Origin of the sequence: Acinetobacter sp. AKBS16 (genome assembly GCF_002899995.1) — a bacterium.
Classification (GTDB): Bacteria; Pseudomonadota; Gammaproteobacteria; order Pseudomonadales; family Moraxellaceae; genus Acinetobacter; species Acinetobacter baumannii.
The window spans coordinates 954-17,854 of sequence record NZ_POYH01000098.1 but is presented as its reverse complement, the minus strand read 5'-3'; the positions used below and the strand labels follow the sequence as shown (position 1 = coordinate 17,854).

At 40.4% G+C, this 16,901-nt stretch carries 16 protein-coding genes; 5 read left to right on the top strand and 11 right to left on the bottom strand.

All coding sequences use genetic code 11. From position 1 onward, the window contains the following. The 10 genes from C1642_RS17680 to C1642_RS17635 all read right to left on the bottom strand — a co-directional run. Positions 1–712: NAD(P)-dependent alcohol dehydrogenase (locus tag C1642_RS17680; RefSeq protein WP_146035352.1), on the bottom strand; the 712-nt coding region annotated here is incomplete at its 3' end. 161 nt (positions 713–873) lie between these two features. After that, the gene (locus tag C1642_RS17675) at positions 874–2,358 is read right to left on the bottom strand and encodes an aldehyde dehydrogenase family protein (protein ID WP_103236668.1); all 1,485 of its coding nucleotides are present in this window, start codon (positions 2,356–2,358) and stop codon (positions 874–876) included. Between the two features lie 96 nt (positions 2,359–2,454). Continuing rightward, positions 2,455–3,636 (bottom strand): 4-hydroxybenzoate 3-monooxygenase, encoded by a 1,182-nt coding sequence (pobA, locus tag C1642_RS17670; RefSeq protein ID WP_025470050.1) that lies wholly within the window; start codon positions 3,634–3,636, stop codon positions 2,455–2,457. A 260-nt stretch (positions 3,637–3,896) separates the two neighbouring features. Beyond that, a complete protein-coding gene (locus C1642_RS17665) occupies positions 3,897–5,207 on the bottom strand; it encodes an MSMEG_0569 family flavin-dependent oxidoreductase (protein ID WP_103236667.1) in 1,311 nt (436 codons plus the stop codon). Positions 5,208–5,217: 10 nt separating this feature from the next. Next, a complete protein-coding gene (locus C1642_RS17660; RefSeq protein ID WP_005131648.1) occupies positions 5,218–5,508 on the bottom strand; it encodes an MSMEG_0570 family nitrogen starvation response protein in 291 nt (96 codons plus the stop codon). Beyond that, a complete protein-coding gene (locus tag C1642_RS17655; RefSeq protein WP_025470049.1) occupies positions 5,501–6,547 on the bottom strand; it encodes a sll0787 family AIR synthase-like protein in 1,047 nt (348 codons plus the stop codon). Before C1642_RS17655 ends, C1642_RS17660 begins: the two co-directional genes overlap by 8 nt. Then, positions 6,544–7,107 (bottom strand): MSMEG_0567/Sll0786 family nitrogen starvation N-acetyltransferase, encoded by a 564-nt coding sequence (locus C1642_RS17650; protein WP_068614561.1) that lies wholly within the window; start codon positions 7,105–7,107, stop codon positions 6,544–6,546. Before C1642_RS17650 ends, C1642_RS17655 begins: the two co-directional genes overlap by 4 nt. Before the next feature lie 9 nt (positions 7,108–7,116). Next, positions 7,117–8,196 carry an MSMEG_0568 family radical SAM protein gene (locus C1642_RS17645; protein WP_068614558.1) on the bottom strand — a complete coding sequence of 360 codons (1,080 nt, stop codon included), beginning with the start codon at positions 8,194–8,196 and terminating at the stop codon, positions 7,117–7,119. 36 nt (positions 8,197–8,232) lie between these two features. Further along, positions 8,233–9,225: a Nit6803 family nitrilase gene (locus C1642_RS17640; protein WP_103236666.1), complete on the bottom strand. Its 993-nt coding sequence runs from the start codon at positions 9,223–9,225 to the stop codon at positions 8,233–8,235. Positions 9,226–9,252: 27 nt separating this feature from the next. Continuing rightward, entirely contained in the window at positions 9,253–9,735 is a 483-nt protein-coding gene (locus C1642_RS17635; RefSeq protein WP_103236665.1) for an MSMEG_0572/Sll0783 family nitrogen starvation response protein, read from the bottom strand. 214 nt (positions 9,736–9,949) lie between these two features. Between C1642_RS17635 and C1642_RS17630 the strand changes: the two genes are divergently transcribed. Next, a complete protein-coding gene (locus tag C1642_RS17630; RefSeq protein ID WP_039252190.1) occupies positions 9,950–11,884 on the top strand; it encodes a sigma 54-interacting transcriptional regulator in 1,935 nt (644 codons plus the stop codon). On the opposite strand, the gene C1642_RS17625 is transcribed toward C1642_RS17630, so the two are convergent. Continuing rightward, positions 11,881–12,789 (bottom strand): LysR family transcriptional regulator, encoded by a 909-nt coding sequence (locus tag C1642_RS17625; protein ID WP_103236664.1) that lies wholly within the window; start codon positions 12,787–12,789, stop codon positions 11,881–11,883. The two genes, C1642_RS17630 and C1642_RS17625, sit on opposite strands and share 4 nt — an antisense overlap. Before the next feature lie 146 nt (positions 12,790–12,935). Here C1642_RS17625 and C1642_RS17620 point away from each other — a divergent pair, with 146 nt between their 5' ends. The 4 genes from C1642_RS17620 to C1642_RS17605 all read left to right on the top strand — a co-directional run. Then, positions 12,936–13,577 (top strand): DsbA family protein, encoded by a 642-nt coding sequence (locus C1642_RS17620; RefSeq protein ID WP_103236663.1) that lies wholly within the window; start codon positions 12,936–12,938, stop codon positions 13,575–13,577. Positions 13,578–13,649: 72 nt separating this feature from the next. Continuing rightward, positions 13,650–14,426: an alpha/beta fold hydrolase gene (locus C1642_RS17615; RefSeq protein WP_103236662.1), complete on the top strand. Its 777-nt coding sequence runs from the start codon at positions 13,650–13,652 to the stop codon at positions 14,424–14,426. 387 nt (positions 14,427–14,813) lie between these two features. Continuing rightward, positions 14,814–15,824 (top strand): carbon-nitrogen hydrolase family protein, encoded by a 1,011-nt coding sequence (locus C1642_RS17610; RefSeq protein ID WP_103236661.1) that lies wholly within the window; start codon positions 14,814–14,816, stop codon positions 15,822–15,824. A 28-nt stretch (positions 15,825–15,852) separates the two neighbouring features. Continuing rightward, positions 15,853–16,901 (top strand): MFS transporter (locus C1642_RS17605; RefSeq protein ID WP_228153973.1); only part of this gene is annotated, 1,049 nt, incomplete at its 3' end.

Genomic DNA, 16,901 nt, shown 5'->3' with positions numbered 1-16,901 from the left:
GTGTTGCCCCTAGTTCTTTTGCAAGCGTTAAACGGGACTCCACAATATCGACAGCAATGATCGTAGTTGCTCCACATACTTTTGCAGCAAGCAATGCACTTAATCCAACGGCACCTGCACCCCATGTCACAAAGCTGCTGGCAGGTCTAACACCTAATGCATTTATGACTGCACCTGCGCCTGTCTGTATTCCACATCCCAATGGACCCAATAATTCTAAAGGCACATCTTGAGTGACTTTTACTGCATTATTTTCACGGCTGATCGCATAGGTTGCAAATGAAGATTGCCCAAAAAAATGGTCATGTACTTTATGATGATCGTGTGTACAAATTGCAGAATTCCCTTCGGGATCAGTGCCACCAAAGTTACGACCAAAAAAGTCCTGACAATATGCAGGATTCCCACTGCCACATTGCTCACAAATCCCACAATATCCATAACTAAGAACTACATGATCACCGATTGCTAAATCTTTCACATTTGGACCAATCGCTTCTACAATTCCCGACCCTTCATGTCCTAATACCGCTGGCAAAGGAACAGGATAATATTGATCTCTAACAATTAAATCGGTATGACACATACCTGTTGCTACGATTTTTACCAAAACCTCATCATCTTGGGGTTCACGAATCTGAAGTTGCCTGAGTTCAAAATCTGCACCTTTGCTTTGGGTCACAGCTGCAGTAATCTCAGTAAAATTTGTCATATCTCAACATCCTGTATCAGATTATATTTTTATAAAAACAAGCGTCTTATTCACATTTCCTTTCGTCTGAACCAATAGCACCCTAAAAATAGGATGCTATAGATTCCAAGTGAAATAACATCTAAAACAAAATGTATCTAAGCTTAATCAGATACCAAGTTTTATTTTTGCGCCGTAACCCAATGGGTAGTCGTATATTCTTCAACGATCCATTGATCATTGAAACGGCCTAGACCTGAGTTCTTTTCACCGCCAAATGGGGCGTTAGGATGATCGGCAACTGAAATCTCATTAATATGGGACATACCTGCTTCAATCCCCAATGCAAATTTCACTCCACGTTCATGATTTGAAGTACACACCGCACTCGATAAACCAAATTCAGTGTCATTGGCAAGTTCAAGTGCATGAGCTTCATCACGTGCTTTTAAAATTGGCAGAACTGGACCAAAACTTTCTTCTTTCGCCACAGCAAAATCTGGTTCGACATTAACAAACACATGAGGTCCAACCAAATTGCCCTCAATTCCACCGTCAAAGAATAACGATGCGCCTTCATTTTGTGCTTGCTGAATAATACGGCGAAGATTGTCAGTTTGCTGATTGTTAATAATTGGCCCAACTAGAGTCTCTTCATTGGCTGGATCACCAACTTTAATGTTTGCCAAAGCAGGACGTAATTTTTCTAGGTATTGATCATAAATCTTTTCATCAATGATGACGCGATTGGTACTCATACAAATTTGCCCTTGATGCAAAAAGCGTCCCATTACCGTTAAATTCACTGCAAGGTCTAAATCAGCATCGTCCAAAATTACTAATGGCGCATTGCCTCCAAGTTCTAAGCCAACACGTTTAATCCGTCTGGCAGACATAGCTTTTTCAGCTACTCGCTTGCCGATCTGTGTTGAACCAGTAAATGAAATAAACTTGCTTGTATCATGCTCAACCACATAGTCGCCAATTTCACTGCCTGCCCCGACAATTACATTCAACACACCCGCAGGGGCATTTGCCAATTCAAAAATTTTGGCAATAATCAACCCACCTGTCACAGGCGTATCACTTGCTGGTTTAAGAACAATAGTATTACCCAAAGCAATTGCAGGAATCACCGATCGCATGCTCAAATGGAAAGGGAAATTCCAAGGACTTATAACTGTAATTACACCTAAAGCCTTATGGAATACTTGACTAACTTGTCCATCATGAGCAGGTTTTAAATCAATTACCTCATTTACAGCATTCGCATATTTTAAAGATGCTTGAGAAATTTTAAGTGCCGCATCTACTTCAATATTCGCTTTGAGTCTTGAACTTCCAGCTTCATTTATTAACCAATCTACAAGAGATTCACGATGTTGTGTAATCACTGCAATAATACGTTCAATCAGAGCTTGACGTTCACTCACAGTGGTTTTTTGCCACGATTTAAACGCTGATTGCGCAGCTTGATATGCTGCATCAACATCTTGTTGGCTTGCTCCTTGAATATCATCAATATGCTGATGAGTATAAGGGTTGGTATTCGTTACAATTTTATTCGATGAACCTTTAATCCATTGTCCATTGATAAATTGTTGGTTAAAACTCTGCGCTAAACTCATGGTATATCCCTTTTTAAAGAAGCAATCCATCTGCTTCATTGTTTAATATCGTCTAATCTTATTTTTTAGGAAGAAATAAGATCGACTATGCTCTTGTATTACAATGATTTCTTCATATTTAGGTATAGCTTTATCCTAATAAGGTAAACCTACATAATTTTCGGCCAATGTCGTAAGCCCAGCATTAGAATCTAAAATATAGTTCAGTTCAGCCTGCTTAATTTTATGATCGAATTCAGTTTCAGTTTCAAAACGATGCAGTAAATGTGTCATCCACCATGAAAAGCGCTCTGCTTTCCAAACACGTTTCAAACATTTTTCAGAATACTCATCGATGCCTTGTGTCGAATTTCTTTGATAGAACTCAATTAAAGCACTCGATAAATAGGCAATATCAGATGCAGCTAGATTTAAACCTTTTGCCCCTGTAGGCGGTACGATATGTGCCGCATCTCCTGCCAGAAATAGTTTTCCAAATCTCATCGGTTCAGTAACAAAACTACGTAAAGGTGCAATGCTTTTTTCAATAGAAGCACCTATCACTAAATTATTGCAACTTTCTTCATCAAGGCGACTTTTTAATTCATTCCAAAACCTTTCATCAGACCATTCTTCTACATGGTCTGTCACAGGAACTTGTAAATAATAACGACTACGAGTTTTTGAACGCATACTGCATAAAGCAAATCCGCGTTCTGACTGAACATAAATCAACTCATCTGAAACAGGTGGTACATCTGCTAGTACTCCTAACCAGCCAAATGGATAAACCTTTTCAAATGTTTTAATTTTATCTTGTGGTACGCTTGCTCGACACACACCATGATAACCATCACACCCTGCAATAAAATCACAAGTCAAACGAAAAGACTGACCATTCTTCTGAAAAGTTACATACGGTTGCTGTTTCTCGAAATCATGAATTTGAACATTTTGAGCCTCATAATAAGTACATAAATCTGCTGCTTCTCTGGCATGCATTAAGTCTTTTGTGACTTCTGTTTGACCATATACTGTAACTTGTTTACCTTGAGTTAAAGCAGATAAATCTACTCGATGTTTCAAGCCATTAGTTAGAATTTCAATTCCTTCATGAGGTATTCCAAATTTTTTTAGATTTTCGTCAACTCCAGCCTGTTGCAACAAATCAACCGAGACTTGCTCTAATATTCCTGCTCGAATACGTGCTGCAACATAATCTGCGCTACGTTGCTCAATAATAATGTGTGAAATACCAGCTTTATATAAAAGTTGTCCAAGCAATAGTCCTGCTGGGCCTGATCCAATAATTGCAACTTGTGTAGTTAAGTTTTCCATCACATTTTCTCCATATCCTGATCCATAAATTATTTTTTTTAGAGCACTTTTGATATAGATAAATTTCAGTAAAAACCGATTAATGATTTCAATGTCCGCATATCGGACAAAATGATTATTAAAAAACCAGATACGGAAGGCTTTTAATTCCATAAATTTTGCTTTGTTATAGAGCACATAATTTTAAAAAAGATAGTTTTAAAAGAATAAAAAAGCCCATATATAGGCTTTTTTATTCTAGTTTTCTTAAAATTAATAAATTAAGGGCAATTTTCAAGGGATGGTTCAACATCCTTCTTCTTTAAAAATTTTGTATTGTTTTTAATATGATCAACAATATATTTCGCATCTTTCCCTACATCCATAAAACGACCAGACCCCCAAGTATTCAACCATGGTAAACCAATAAAGCACACATCAGAGTCAACGGTAATACCACGATCATGCATTGGATAACCATTATTTTGGAAAATGTCTAAGTCTATCCACGAATAATCTGGTCTAAAACCAATACACCAAATAATTGAGGTAATATTTTCAGCAGCTAAATCAATATGGGTAATTTCTTGCTCAGGTATCCAAAGGTGGTGATAAACCGATGCTGGCTCATCAGTTGTTATATTGTTCTTTGCTATATAATCATCTATAGAGGCATTAATGCGGTTATAAGTTGCGTCTGCCATTTTCAAATTTTGGTTTAAATCAGGACGGAAAACCAACTGCCCGTTTTGAAAGTCCTCAAAACGTCCAAGCAATTGCATCCCTTCTAAAGCAAATTTGCGTAAGTCAATGTCACGCCCGCCATCACGCCCAGTCACATAATGATTAGTACTATTGCGTACTTCTTCGCTATAACGATGATCTTTTACCGTAGTTTCGTAGTAACCCATTTCAAATAACCATGTCACTACATCTTTACCACGATAAAAACGCGCACATCGCGGTGCATCTCCTGTTGAAAGATAAACCTTTTTACCAGCCAAATGAATGTCCTCAGCAATTTGTGCACCGGACTGACCCGAACCAACAACCAATACATTGCCTTCAGGAAGTTGATCAACATTAAAATATTGCTCCGAATGTATCACCAACACATTTTCAGGCAAAGTCTCACTGAGTTTTGGATAAATCGGCGTGTGATAACCACCAGCTGCTACTACCAATTGCTTAGCCGTAGTTTTTCCTAAATTAGTTTCAATTTCAAATTGTTGGGGTGCAACTTTGGCAACATGTGTCACCTGTACATTTAACAGTGCTGGAGGATTCAGCTTTTCAATAAAACTATCTAAATATTCAACGATTTCATTTTTCTTCATAAAACCATCGGGATCATTACCATTATAAGGATGATCAGGAAGTAAACACTGCCAATTTGGAGTTACAAGAGTAAAATTATCCCATCGCTTTTGGCGCCACGCATGTGTCAATTCTGATTCTTTTTCCAGAACCACATGATCAATACCCGCTTTTTGGAGGTAGTGACTAATACATAATCCTGCCTGTCCCCCACCGACAATCACAACATCATAATTCGACTGTAATTCCTGTGCTTGAATATTTAACGTTAACATTTTGTTCCCCTTATTCTTTGCTCATTTCAGTAATTTCGATTTGTTCATCTGCTTGTACGGCAAAAATTTGAGCTTGCCGTTTAATGGTGGCTAAACTATCCATTGCTGAGCTACAAGCAAAACCGTAACGTGCTCTGACTCTCTCCGAAGCAGCATTCAAACCATTCTCAGCCTGCTTTAAAAAATGTGCTGCGGGATAACTTTCTCCCGCCACCAGATAGTCATAAATCACGGTGGAGGGTGAGTAATATTGCACATGCTCACCATTGGGCCATTTCACGGTAAAATTGACACTAGGCATACTTGGCCTCCTGATTCATCAGCTCAATCGCACTCGACTGAGCCATTAACTTTTTTAAAATGTCGGCATAATCAAAGCCAGTAAAGCGTTGTTGCTGAAAATCCCAAAAGCAGGCACTGTGTGCTTGATGGTAAATCTGAATTTTTCCAGTGGCATTGCATTCGCCAATCACGGCGCAGCAAATGTCCTGACTTTCAAACAGTTCAATCATGTCTTGGCATTCATCTTCATCGGCAGTCAGTAAAAAGCCGTAGCTGGGGAAAATTTGCAGCCATGTTTGCCAATCCACCCCATCTGGTTTTGGAATACGATCAAGATCAATGTTTGCACCACTTCCAGTGGCTTCGAGTAGCATCAATAAACTGCCCAAAATACCTGCATTGCTAATATCACGTGCAGCGTGGGCCAAACCTTGTTCCGCCAGTTGTGGTAGCACGGCCAATTGCGCCTGCAAAATACCTCCTGAGACACGTTCAAAGCATTTCCAATACACCGTGTTAGGGTGAAATTGCCCATGTAAATTGAGAGCAATCAAAATTTTCTGTTGCGGTTTGACATGCAAAATCGACAATAATTTTTGTGCCGTACCCTGAATTGCCACCGACAATGTCGGTTGATACTGCATGCCAATATTGCTATGCCCACCCACCAACGCCACACCATACGCAGCACAGGCATCTTGCATACCTTGCATTAACAGTTGCGCTTGTTCCGTGTCACGATGCCAAATGCTGTTCACTACCGACAATGCCTGTCCGCCCATTGCAGCAATATCACTGACATTCGCCATAACTGCCGACCAGCCTGCAAAATAAGGATGATTGGCAACAAAACTCGGCAACATTCCCTCACAGGCATGCAACAAATATTGATCTTGTAAGGCAACGGCTGCTGTGTCATCACCGGGATAGGCATACAGCGCTTGCAATGTGTTTACACCCTCGACATTGGGCATAGACACGCTTTCGGCAATTGCCTGTTTAGAGAGCATTGCGGGGGTATGCCGTAAAAATTCAAGCAGTTGATTAAGTGACATCATCCCACCTCTTTCTGCATATAGGCCTGCATAGACACGTGTTGTAGCGGATAGTGTTTAATTTGTGCCTGCATTAAGACATGTGGAATATTAGCCACCTGTAACTCACGCATACTGTCCCAGCACAGTTTTTGGAAATAGCGTTCATTCTGCTGCTGTACGGTGGCTAAAAAAGTCTGACAGCCTAAATTTTTCGCGGTGGTCACGGCGGCATTAATCAAAGCTTTACCAATAGCATGATGGTGGCGATACAAAGGTTCGACACATAAGCGCCCACCCCACCATGTATTTTTGCCATCGGGGAAAATACGTACCGCGCCCACCACACGATCATGTTCTCCAAACATATTTCCAATGGCGACAATGCCTAAAGCATTGAAGTCGTATTCATCACGATCTTCTTTTAAAATCTTTTGTTCATCACGAAAGGTGGCTTCACGGAGTCGGTAATATTGACGACGTTCCCAATCTTCCGAGACCACTTTGATGATGATGTCATCGCTCACAAACTGTTTCAGTTCTTCATTCAGTTCAAGCAACCATGGATAACGTGAAAGTTCCATCATGACCTCCTACTCGTAGGCTTTCAGTGAGGAACATGCCCCACACTTGGCACAACCGGCTTGGGTATCTTCCGAGTTCAAGCCCTGTTGGCGTAGTTGCTGTCCAATTTTTGGATAAAGCGATTGCATAAAGGCTTGATCAGGTTTGGCATGATGCTCCAGCGCTGTTCCCGCAATTGGCACGAAAGGCACCACAAAGGGATACACACCCATTTCAGTCAGTTTGCCAGTCATCTCGATGATTTCTTGTTCAGTGTCGCCCAAGCCTGCCAAAATGTAGGTGCTGACCTGACCACGCCCAAACACTGCAACTGCTGCTTTAAAAGCTGAAAAATAGGTATCTAAGGACACTTCGGCTTTGCCCGGCATAATTTGATGACGTACCCGATCACTCACCGCTTCAAGGTGCATACCAATAGATACTGCCCCCACATCTTTAAGTTTTTGAAACCATGCAAAATCATCAGGTGGTTCACATTGCACCTGTATCGGCAAATCCACTTCAGTACGAATGGCTTTCACACTGTCATATAGAATTTCTGCACCACGATCAGGGGTATTGGGTGTACCTGTGGTAATCACCATTTGTTTCACACCATCAAGTTCTACCGCAGCTTTAGCTACTTCTGCCAACTGCTCAGGGCGTTTTCGAATCAGTGTTCGCCCGCCTTTGAGCGATTGATCAATCGAGCAAAACTGACATGCGGTGCTTTTATCGTTCATACGGATGCAATGCTGTAAAACCGTGGTGGCTAACACATCATGGCTGTGCAAGGTGGCAATTTGCTCGTATGAAATACCCTCAGCCGTCTGTAAATCGTAAAACCGTGGGCGAGATGGCGCAGTTAAAGTCGCCACAGGAATACGGTTCTTAAAAATAATGACCTTATCCGAATCAGGTTCTACTTGGGCACTATAAGGCGACTCTTGCGCAGCCAAATTTAGTATAGGAATCATCATGGTCTGCCCATCGAGACTCAAAGCCTTATGATCGCTTGGCCCTGCACCGCCCTTACGAGATAGACCAAACTCACCTTCCCATTTCAGACCGTTACATTGCAAATCGGTCAACAGTTGTATTGCAGACATACTCGCCCCCTATCTTCGCTATTGGCTTGCTACGGTTTAAACCTGTTCTTCGTTAAATCTGGAAAGTTTTTCTAGATGTGCCTGATCTGAGGTTTCAACTTTCAGTTCGTGCAACACCTGTGTTGGACGACGGTCAATCAACACACTTAACAACTCTGGCCGGCTGTAATGCCCAACTGAATCCATCATGCGTTTACGTTTATCAATCAAGCTAAAATCAAGATCAGCAATGCAATAGCCTTCGCCTTGTGTAATTGGCGGTGCTAAAAATTTACCTTCGGGTGAAACAATGGCAGTAAAGCAACCACCCGAGATTGGAGCTAACTCACAACCTGTATCTTGCATAATTTGCTGCTGTTGCTCAGGGTGTAACCACGCAGTGGCATTGACCACAAAACAACCCGACTCTAAGGCATGATGTTGAATAGTGGCACTAATCTGATCGGCAAACACCTGACCGACCAATGAACCGGGGAACATGGCAGCATGAATTTGCTCACCATCTGCCATCAAGGCAAAACGCGCCAATGGGTTATAATGCTCCCAACACGCCAATGAACCAATGCGTCCAACAGCTGAATCAATAGCACGTAAACCACTACCATCGCCTTGTCCCCATACCATGCGTTCATGATAAGTCGGCGTGATTTTGCGACGGTGCTGAATAATCGAACCATCCGCATCAAACAACAACTGTGCGTTATAAATTGTGCCGCCTACACGTTCGTTAATCCCAATTGACACCACCATATTGGCGTCTCGACAAGCCTGTCCAATGGCAAAAGTCGCTTCTGATGGCACGACGACCGATTCATTGAGCAATTTAAGATGTTCTTTGCCCATTGCAAATGGCGGTTGCACAAAAGAAAAATAAGGGTAATAAGGCACTACTGTTTCAGGAAAAACTGCAAACTGCACACCTTGTTTGCCTAACTCCAAAATAATGTCACAGACTTTTTGCACCGTGGCTTTTTGGCTATATAACACCGGACTACATTGCACTGCGGCAGCTTTAACGATTCGACTCATGACTTATTCCCCTTTCTTCTCAAGCTTTTAAACAGTCCAAGTGTCAATGATCAACGCATTGTCACGGCGCATTAACAATTTCAAATCCATCACATCCAAAGGATTGATTGGGCGAATACCAGCAATCAATGCTTTTTCAGTTTGGCCATATAAAGCTTGCAATGCGAAACGGCAGGCATACACTTCACCACCTTCTTCCATAAAAGCTTTTAACTGATTATTCACAGCCAAATGCCCCGGAAAAGCTTCCGCACCGAGAGTTGGGAAACCACGTTGCACCCCCAATTGCACACCTGGTCCATAAAGCAAAATTTTGGTTCCAAAACCTTTGCGTAATAAGCGTTTAGCTTGCAGCACATTGACCAAACCAATTGATCCTTCAAAAGCCATGGTGTGAAAAGTCACTAAAGCTTTTTCGCCCGGCTGCGCTTTTACATCCTCAAAGACCTTTTCTTCATAATCGACAAGAAAATCACCATCTTTGTATTGTTCAATATCAACTTTTGGCATAGCAGCTCCTCGTATAATGCTATTTGCAATCAACCAGTGTTTGGTTTGATAGAGTTATTGCGAGAGCTGTGCCAAGTTTAGTTTTTATTTGAAATTTATTTTTAACGTATTGAAATATAAAAATTAATTTTTATAAAAAGTTTTTATTGCTTAAAAATAAAACACTAGATAATTATGATTTTTCGTAGTAATATGAAATTTCATAGTAAAAAATATGAAATTTCATAGCATGAACAATAGCGATTTTATTTCAGACTGGGTGACTTCTGAGAATTCGATACGACCATTGGCCTTCGAACATACCTCACAGGCTTTACTGATACTGGACCCACATCAAAACCAGTTTGTCGATGTCAATATCAGTGCAACACGTTTGCTGCGCTATGAACGTCATGAATTGATCCAAAAAACTGTTACATCAATCTTCGGACATTTCAGTCAACTTCCTCACTTAATGGCATTTACAGAAGAAACATTAGATAAAGGATTTGCATGGAATAATGAAATGTATGCCTTCGATAAAAATGGTGAAAAAATTCAGCTGGATATCAGTTCTGTTTCCATTCCCTATAAAAATAAAACTTTATTGATCTGGTCATTGGTTGATGTCAAAGATCTTGAACTACGCCAACTGAATAAAAATGCTGACAAAATGATTCGTGCTGGAATTAAGGAATGGCAAGCACTGCAAGAACTTTTTATCGACTCCGATACTGGTAAACATTTATTACTTAGCTCCGTAGGAGATGGTATTTACAGTATCAATCAACAAGGCTTATGTACTTTCATAAATCCTGTTGGTGCAAAAATGCTAGGGCTACAACCTGAGAATGTACTTGGTAAAAATATTCACAAAATTCACCATCATACTCATGAAAATGGTGAACACTATCCTGTTGAAGACTGCCCAATTTATGCAGCGGTTCACGATGGAGTGGTACATGAAGGAATACAGGAAATTTTTTGGCGGCGTGATGGTAGTTATTTTCCAGTAGAATTTACCAGCACTCCTATTATTCGTGACAGTGAAATTATTGGTGCAGTGGTGGTATTTAGGGATATCAGTGACCGCCTCAATACTGAAAAACAACTCACCCATGCACTAGGTGAATTACAAGAGTTAAAAAGTCGCCTTGAGCAGCAAAATGAATATCTGCAAGAAGAAATTTTACAAGAAAATCAATATCATGAAATTGTCGGAAATAGCGCATCTATCTTACAAATTATTGAAAAAATCAAAGTAGTTGCCCCTACCGATGCCAATGTAATGATTTATGGTGAATCTGGTACAGGTAAAGAGTTAATCGCACGCGCTATTCACCAATCTAGTCACCGTAAACAATACCCATTGATACGAGTTAATTGTGCTGCGATTCCATCAGAACTCTTTGAAAGTGAATTTTTCGGGCATGTCAAAGGAGCATTTACTGGAGCGATACGTGATCGGGCTGGACGTTTTGAACTAGCAGACCAAGGTACTTTGTTTTTAGATGAAATTGGTGAAATTCCACTGGAGCTGCAAAGTAAATTACTGAGGGTGTTGCAAGAAGGCACCTTTGAACGTGTTGGTGAAGAAAAAACCCGTCATGTCGATGTTCGGATTATTGCCGCAACTAACCGTAATTTAAAAGAAGAAGTAAAGCTCAAACATTTCCGTGAAGACTTGTATTTCCGCCTGAATGTTTTCCCAATTTACTCTCCAGCATTACGAGATCGTAAAGAAGATATCCCGTTATTGGTCAGCCATTTTACCAAGCTGATTAGTGAACAGCGAAAAGTGCAATACTTACCATTTTCACAAAAACATATTTTGGAATTACAGCAATATGACTGGCCGGGTAATATCCGTGAGCTACAAAATGTGATTGAGCGAGCCATGATTACTGCTAAACAAGGCATGGTATCGTTCCAATATTTACTTGAAGAACACCCCCAAAGCAAAGCCATTACAGCACAAGAAAAGCAGGCTCAACTTGCAAATCAAGTGTTAACCGTACAACAACTGAAAGATTTAGAAGTGCAAAATCTCACAACTGCCGTACAGCAATGTGAAGGAAAAATTTTTGGGGAAGATGGTGCAGCTAAGCTATTGGGAATAAATCCGACGACATTGATCTCAAAATTGAAAAAATTTGAAATTAATTATTAATTCAAGTGTTTCATATCCCAAGGAGCAATATCACCACCAAATCTTTCGGCCAAAAAATCAATCAGTAAACGTAGCGCTAAAGGCTGATGACGACGTGATAAATAAATCGCTTGGATATTTAAAGGCTCTAATTGATATTGAGGTAAAAGGACTTCCAACTCGCCATTGGCAAGTTCTTTACCAATATAATAAGTTGGCAGCATGGCAATCCCCGCACCTGCTAAAGCACCTGCAAGCACGATAGATGTTTCATTGGCTGTCAACTTAGACGATACAGCGACTGTCGTTAGCTGTTCGCCTAACCACAAATCAAAAGAAGAATATCTTGTACTGTGAATAATCGCATGATGTGTTGTCAAGTCTTGTAGCGTCTGGGGTTTTCCCATACGCTTAAGATAAGCTGGTGAAGCACATATCACTGAATGACAGACTGCCAAATGCCGTGCAATTAAACCTTCTTCTATTCGATTACTGAGTCGAATTGCTAAATCAATACGATCTTCAACTAAATCGACTGTACCATCAAGCATCATCATCTCAATTTCAACTTTAGGATAATGCGCTTGGAAATCGACTATTGCAGTCATGAGCTGAGCCTGTGTAAAGGATGGTGTAGAAGTAACACGTAACTTCCCTTGAACTTCGCCACCCTGTGCCGCCTGAAGTACAATATCCTCAGTCAAGACCAACATTTCTCTGAAATTTTTTAAGAATTTTTCACCAGCTTCACTCAACGAAAGTTTTCTTGTGGTTCGGTGCAGTAATCGAACTCCTAACCATTCTTCTAAATGTTCTAAATAGCGTGTTGCCATCGCACGTGACATATCTAAAGCATTTGCCGCTGCACTAATGGTACCTCGATCAACAGTTTCTACAAAAACGCGTATCGACGTCAAACGATCCATGATTTGCTCGATTTAGTAAACAATGATTTAACTTTTAAAGAGTATATCTTTGTTTTAGTCATCAATACAATTCTTGAATGTTCAATGAATACCTCTAACAAATAGAGTCAATCATTCATCAAAACCCATTTCTAAAGGATGTATCGATGAACCCATTTAATCTCTCATCTCAATCTATTGTCTACGTCATGGATGCCTATTGCGGATGGTGTTGGGGTTTCTCTAAACAACTGCAAGCATTTGAGGCAGCCAATCGACACCGTATTGCATTCACTGCTATTTCGGGCGGACTTTTTGTTGGGGATCATGCTCAACCTATCTCGAACTATCCTCATATTCCTGAGGCAAACAAGCGAATTACCAGTTTAACTGGCGCAGTTTTTGGTGAAGAATATGATACTTTGTTAAATGATGGCTCAATGATTTTAAATTCATTAGATGCAGGTATAGCATTCGCTGTACTTCGAGATCATGCCCCAGACAAAGCCATACATTGGGCACATGAGCTACAACATGCTTTTTATATTCGTGGTTTGAGTCTATCTGACCACACCACCATCACGGATATTGCAACTGCTGGTGGACTGGATAAAAATGCCGTATTACTGGATTTAAAAAATGGATCTGGGCAAAAGCAAGCTTTGGCTGATTTTGCAAAAAGTCGAGCGCTAGGCGTATCCTCTTTTCCAACTTTGTTGTTTGTTGATGGCGATAAGGTACATCAATTGCCTGCAACAGGTTCGACTTTACAAACACTCAATAACAAACTCGATAATTTATTGGCATAAATTACCGGACTTAGACACGAATCGCACTCGTAGCAATTCCCTAATTCATCTTAGTGTTAAAAGGTAAAACTCATGCAACAAAATAAAGACCAAGCTCAACATTTGTCAGAACAAAAAAGTAAACCCAATTTTCTTTTCGTTCATGGGGCTTGGCAAGGCGCTTGGGTGTGGGATGAGGTGATCCAACAATTAACAACTCAAGGCATTTTTGCACGTGCTTTTGATCTACCTGGTAGTGGAGATGATCAAACACCAATATCCAATGTAACACTAGATACTTATGTACAAGCGATTATCTCACAAGCGAAATCAATGCCCTTAGGCCCATTAATTCTTGTCGGACATAGTATGGGCGGTGCCGCTATTACGGCTGCTGCATCCGCAGCACCGAATCTGTTTCATCAGCTCGTTTATGTATGTGCCTTTTTACCTCGCTCTAGTGAATCTGTAGCTACTCTGGCAAAAGAAGGCCATGCTCTTTCAGGGAGTGGGCCTAAAGTGGAATTGGTTGATGCAGGACTTGCTTCTCGCCTATTATCCGACAGTATTGTCAGTACATTTTTTAATGACTGTTCACCACAAATTGTCCAACATTTTTTACCAAAATTTCGGCCTCAACCCATTACGCCAGTCGTAACCCCTGTTACATTGAGTGAAGGTTTCATAACATTACCCAAAACCTATATTCATTGTACCCGTGATAATGCGGTTTCATCAGAATTACAACTTCTGATGGCAAGTCGTGCCAATATAGATGATATCCAAACATTAGATAGTGGTCATGAACCTTTCATTTCTCAACCAGAGAACTTAGTTAGAATATTATTGCAAGCTGCTAATTTTTCTTAAAAATTTAACTACAGTGAGTTTATTTGAGCCAATAAGTAATATTCAACCCATTTATTTGAGCAATAAATGGGTTTTCAAGCACTCAAGATGATAAAAATAAATCAGATGATTTAAATCGACTCTTCAATTAAAAGTATATTTCCCATATAAGACAATAAGTTATAATTATTTTTAGAAATAAAATAGTCAGTCTTTCAATACATTAATAACTCTGTTCGTTCCTTGATTTAAGCTAAAAAGTCCAGTTCATTAAGCTCTTATTATTCGCAATAACGAATAATTTGCCCTCGTTATAACTGAGGTTAAAACAAGCAGGAAGTAGAGTTCACTCCATGCACTGAATTTATCTAATGATAGAGAAAATATCTCAATTACATGGAATTCAGTATGAATACAAATTTTCATTCCTCCCGCGTTGCCGCAGTTCAGGCTTCGCCTATCTATATGGATTTGAATGCCAGCATTGATAAAGCGATAGATCTAATTACTGAAGCTGCGAAGAACGGCGCACGTCTGGTTGCTTTCCCTGAAAATTTTCTTCCAGGCTATCCTTGGTTTGTCTGGCTTGGTACTCCAGCATGGGCAATGCAATTTATGAATGACTACCATAAACAGGCACTTATCGTTGGAAGTGAACAATATCAGAGGCTTGAGAAGGCAGCTTCTGATAACCAGATTCAAGTTGTTATGGGGTTTACGGAGAAAGATAACGGAAGCTTGTATATGTCACAGGCGATTATTGATGAAAGTGGTAAAACTCTTGCGACTCGCCGCAAGCTTAAACCTACACTGGCTGAACGTCTGGTTTTCGGTGAAGGTGACGGTAGTGATATTGCTGTACACGACACGTCAATTGGTAAATTAGGTGCTCTATGTTGTTGGGAGCATATTCAACCCTTGACAAAATTTGCCATGTACAGCCAACACGAGCAAATTCATGTGGCGGCATGGCCAGGCTTCTCTCTTTATACTGAAGTCACGCCAGCAATCGGTGGAGAAGTTAATACAGCTGTTTCACGTACCTATGCTGTCGAGGGTCAGTGCTATGTAATTGCTCCATGTGCAACTGTTTCACAGGACACAATCGATCTTCTATGCTCAAGCGATGAACAACGAGAACTGCTTAAAATCGGTGGTGGTTTTACTCGCATCTATGGTCCTGATGGCGCATCCCTTGTTCATCCACTCAACGAAGACGAAGAAGGCATTCTTTATGCTGATATACATCTCGATGCTATAACAATCGCCAAAGTAGCAGGTGATCCAGTTGGCCACTATTCTCGAAATGATGTTACGCGCTTAATTTTTAATAATCAGTCTTTACGACCAGTACAACGGAATGAAGTACCCCTATTCGATAATGGAATCATAATCTCTTCAGAAGATGAAGAAGCCTAATTAGAAATATAATTAAGAGGATAAAATAATGAGTAAATTTTCGCCTGAAGATATCCGTTACGAAAAACGGATGGTAATAATGCTAGCCCTACTTTTCGGAGTTGTGGGGCTGGATCGATTAGTAGTAGTTTATCTGTTCCCTATATTGATACCTGCGTTGAATCTTAATAACTTACAAGCTGGTGCTATCGCATCTGTACTCGCCCTGACTTGGGCGATCTCGTCATGGGGATTGGGTAATCTGTCAGATACCGTTGGCAGAAAAAAGGTATTGATTTTTTCATCAGCATTTTTTTCACTGATGACTTGCTTTACTGGTGTCGTCAAAAGCTTTGGTGAGATGTTGATAGTGCGAGGACTTCTTGGTGTTGGAGAAGGTGGCGTATTCAGTAGTAGTGTGGCTGCAATATCCGATTTCTCTCGGCCTGAGAAGAAAGGACTGAATCTTGGTATACATCAATCATTCTTCCCTTTGCTAGGTATTGGATTCGGGCCAATTATTGCGACTCAAATGAGTGGACACATGTCTTGGCACTGGGTTTTCTTCATTTTAGGTATTCCTGGTTTCATTATCACTTACTGGTTAATGAAGTCTATGAAAGCGTCCCCTATTACACATCACGCTTCACAAAACCTCCCGAAAAAAAACATTTGGAAGGTTTTCAGTTATCGTAATATTTGGCTGACAACTCTAATTGGCTCATTATTTCAGACTGGACTCTTTGTTTTTTCAACTTTTATTACCTTGTATCTCACTCAGGTAAAATCTTTGCCGTTATCTACAGCTGGTTTGATTGTTTCTGGATGGGGATTTGGTGGTTTTATAGGTATGATTGCTGGTCCTGCAATTTCAGATTATATCGGACGACGTACTGTCCTTGTTACCTGTTCCGCCGTTTATGGCATGCTCATGCTTGCATTCGTGTTTTATACACAAACATCTATTGCCATGTTTTCCATCCTTTTTGTTGCCGGTATTTTTGGCTTTAGTCTAGCCCCACTTTTTCTCGCAATTATTCCTGGAGAATCAGTCCCACCAAACATGATTGGTGCTGCAGTAGGTGTACCAACAGCTAT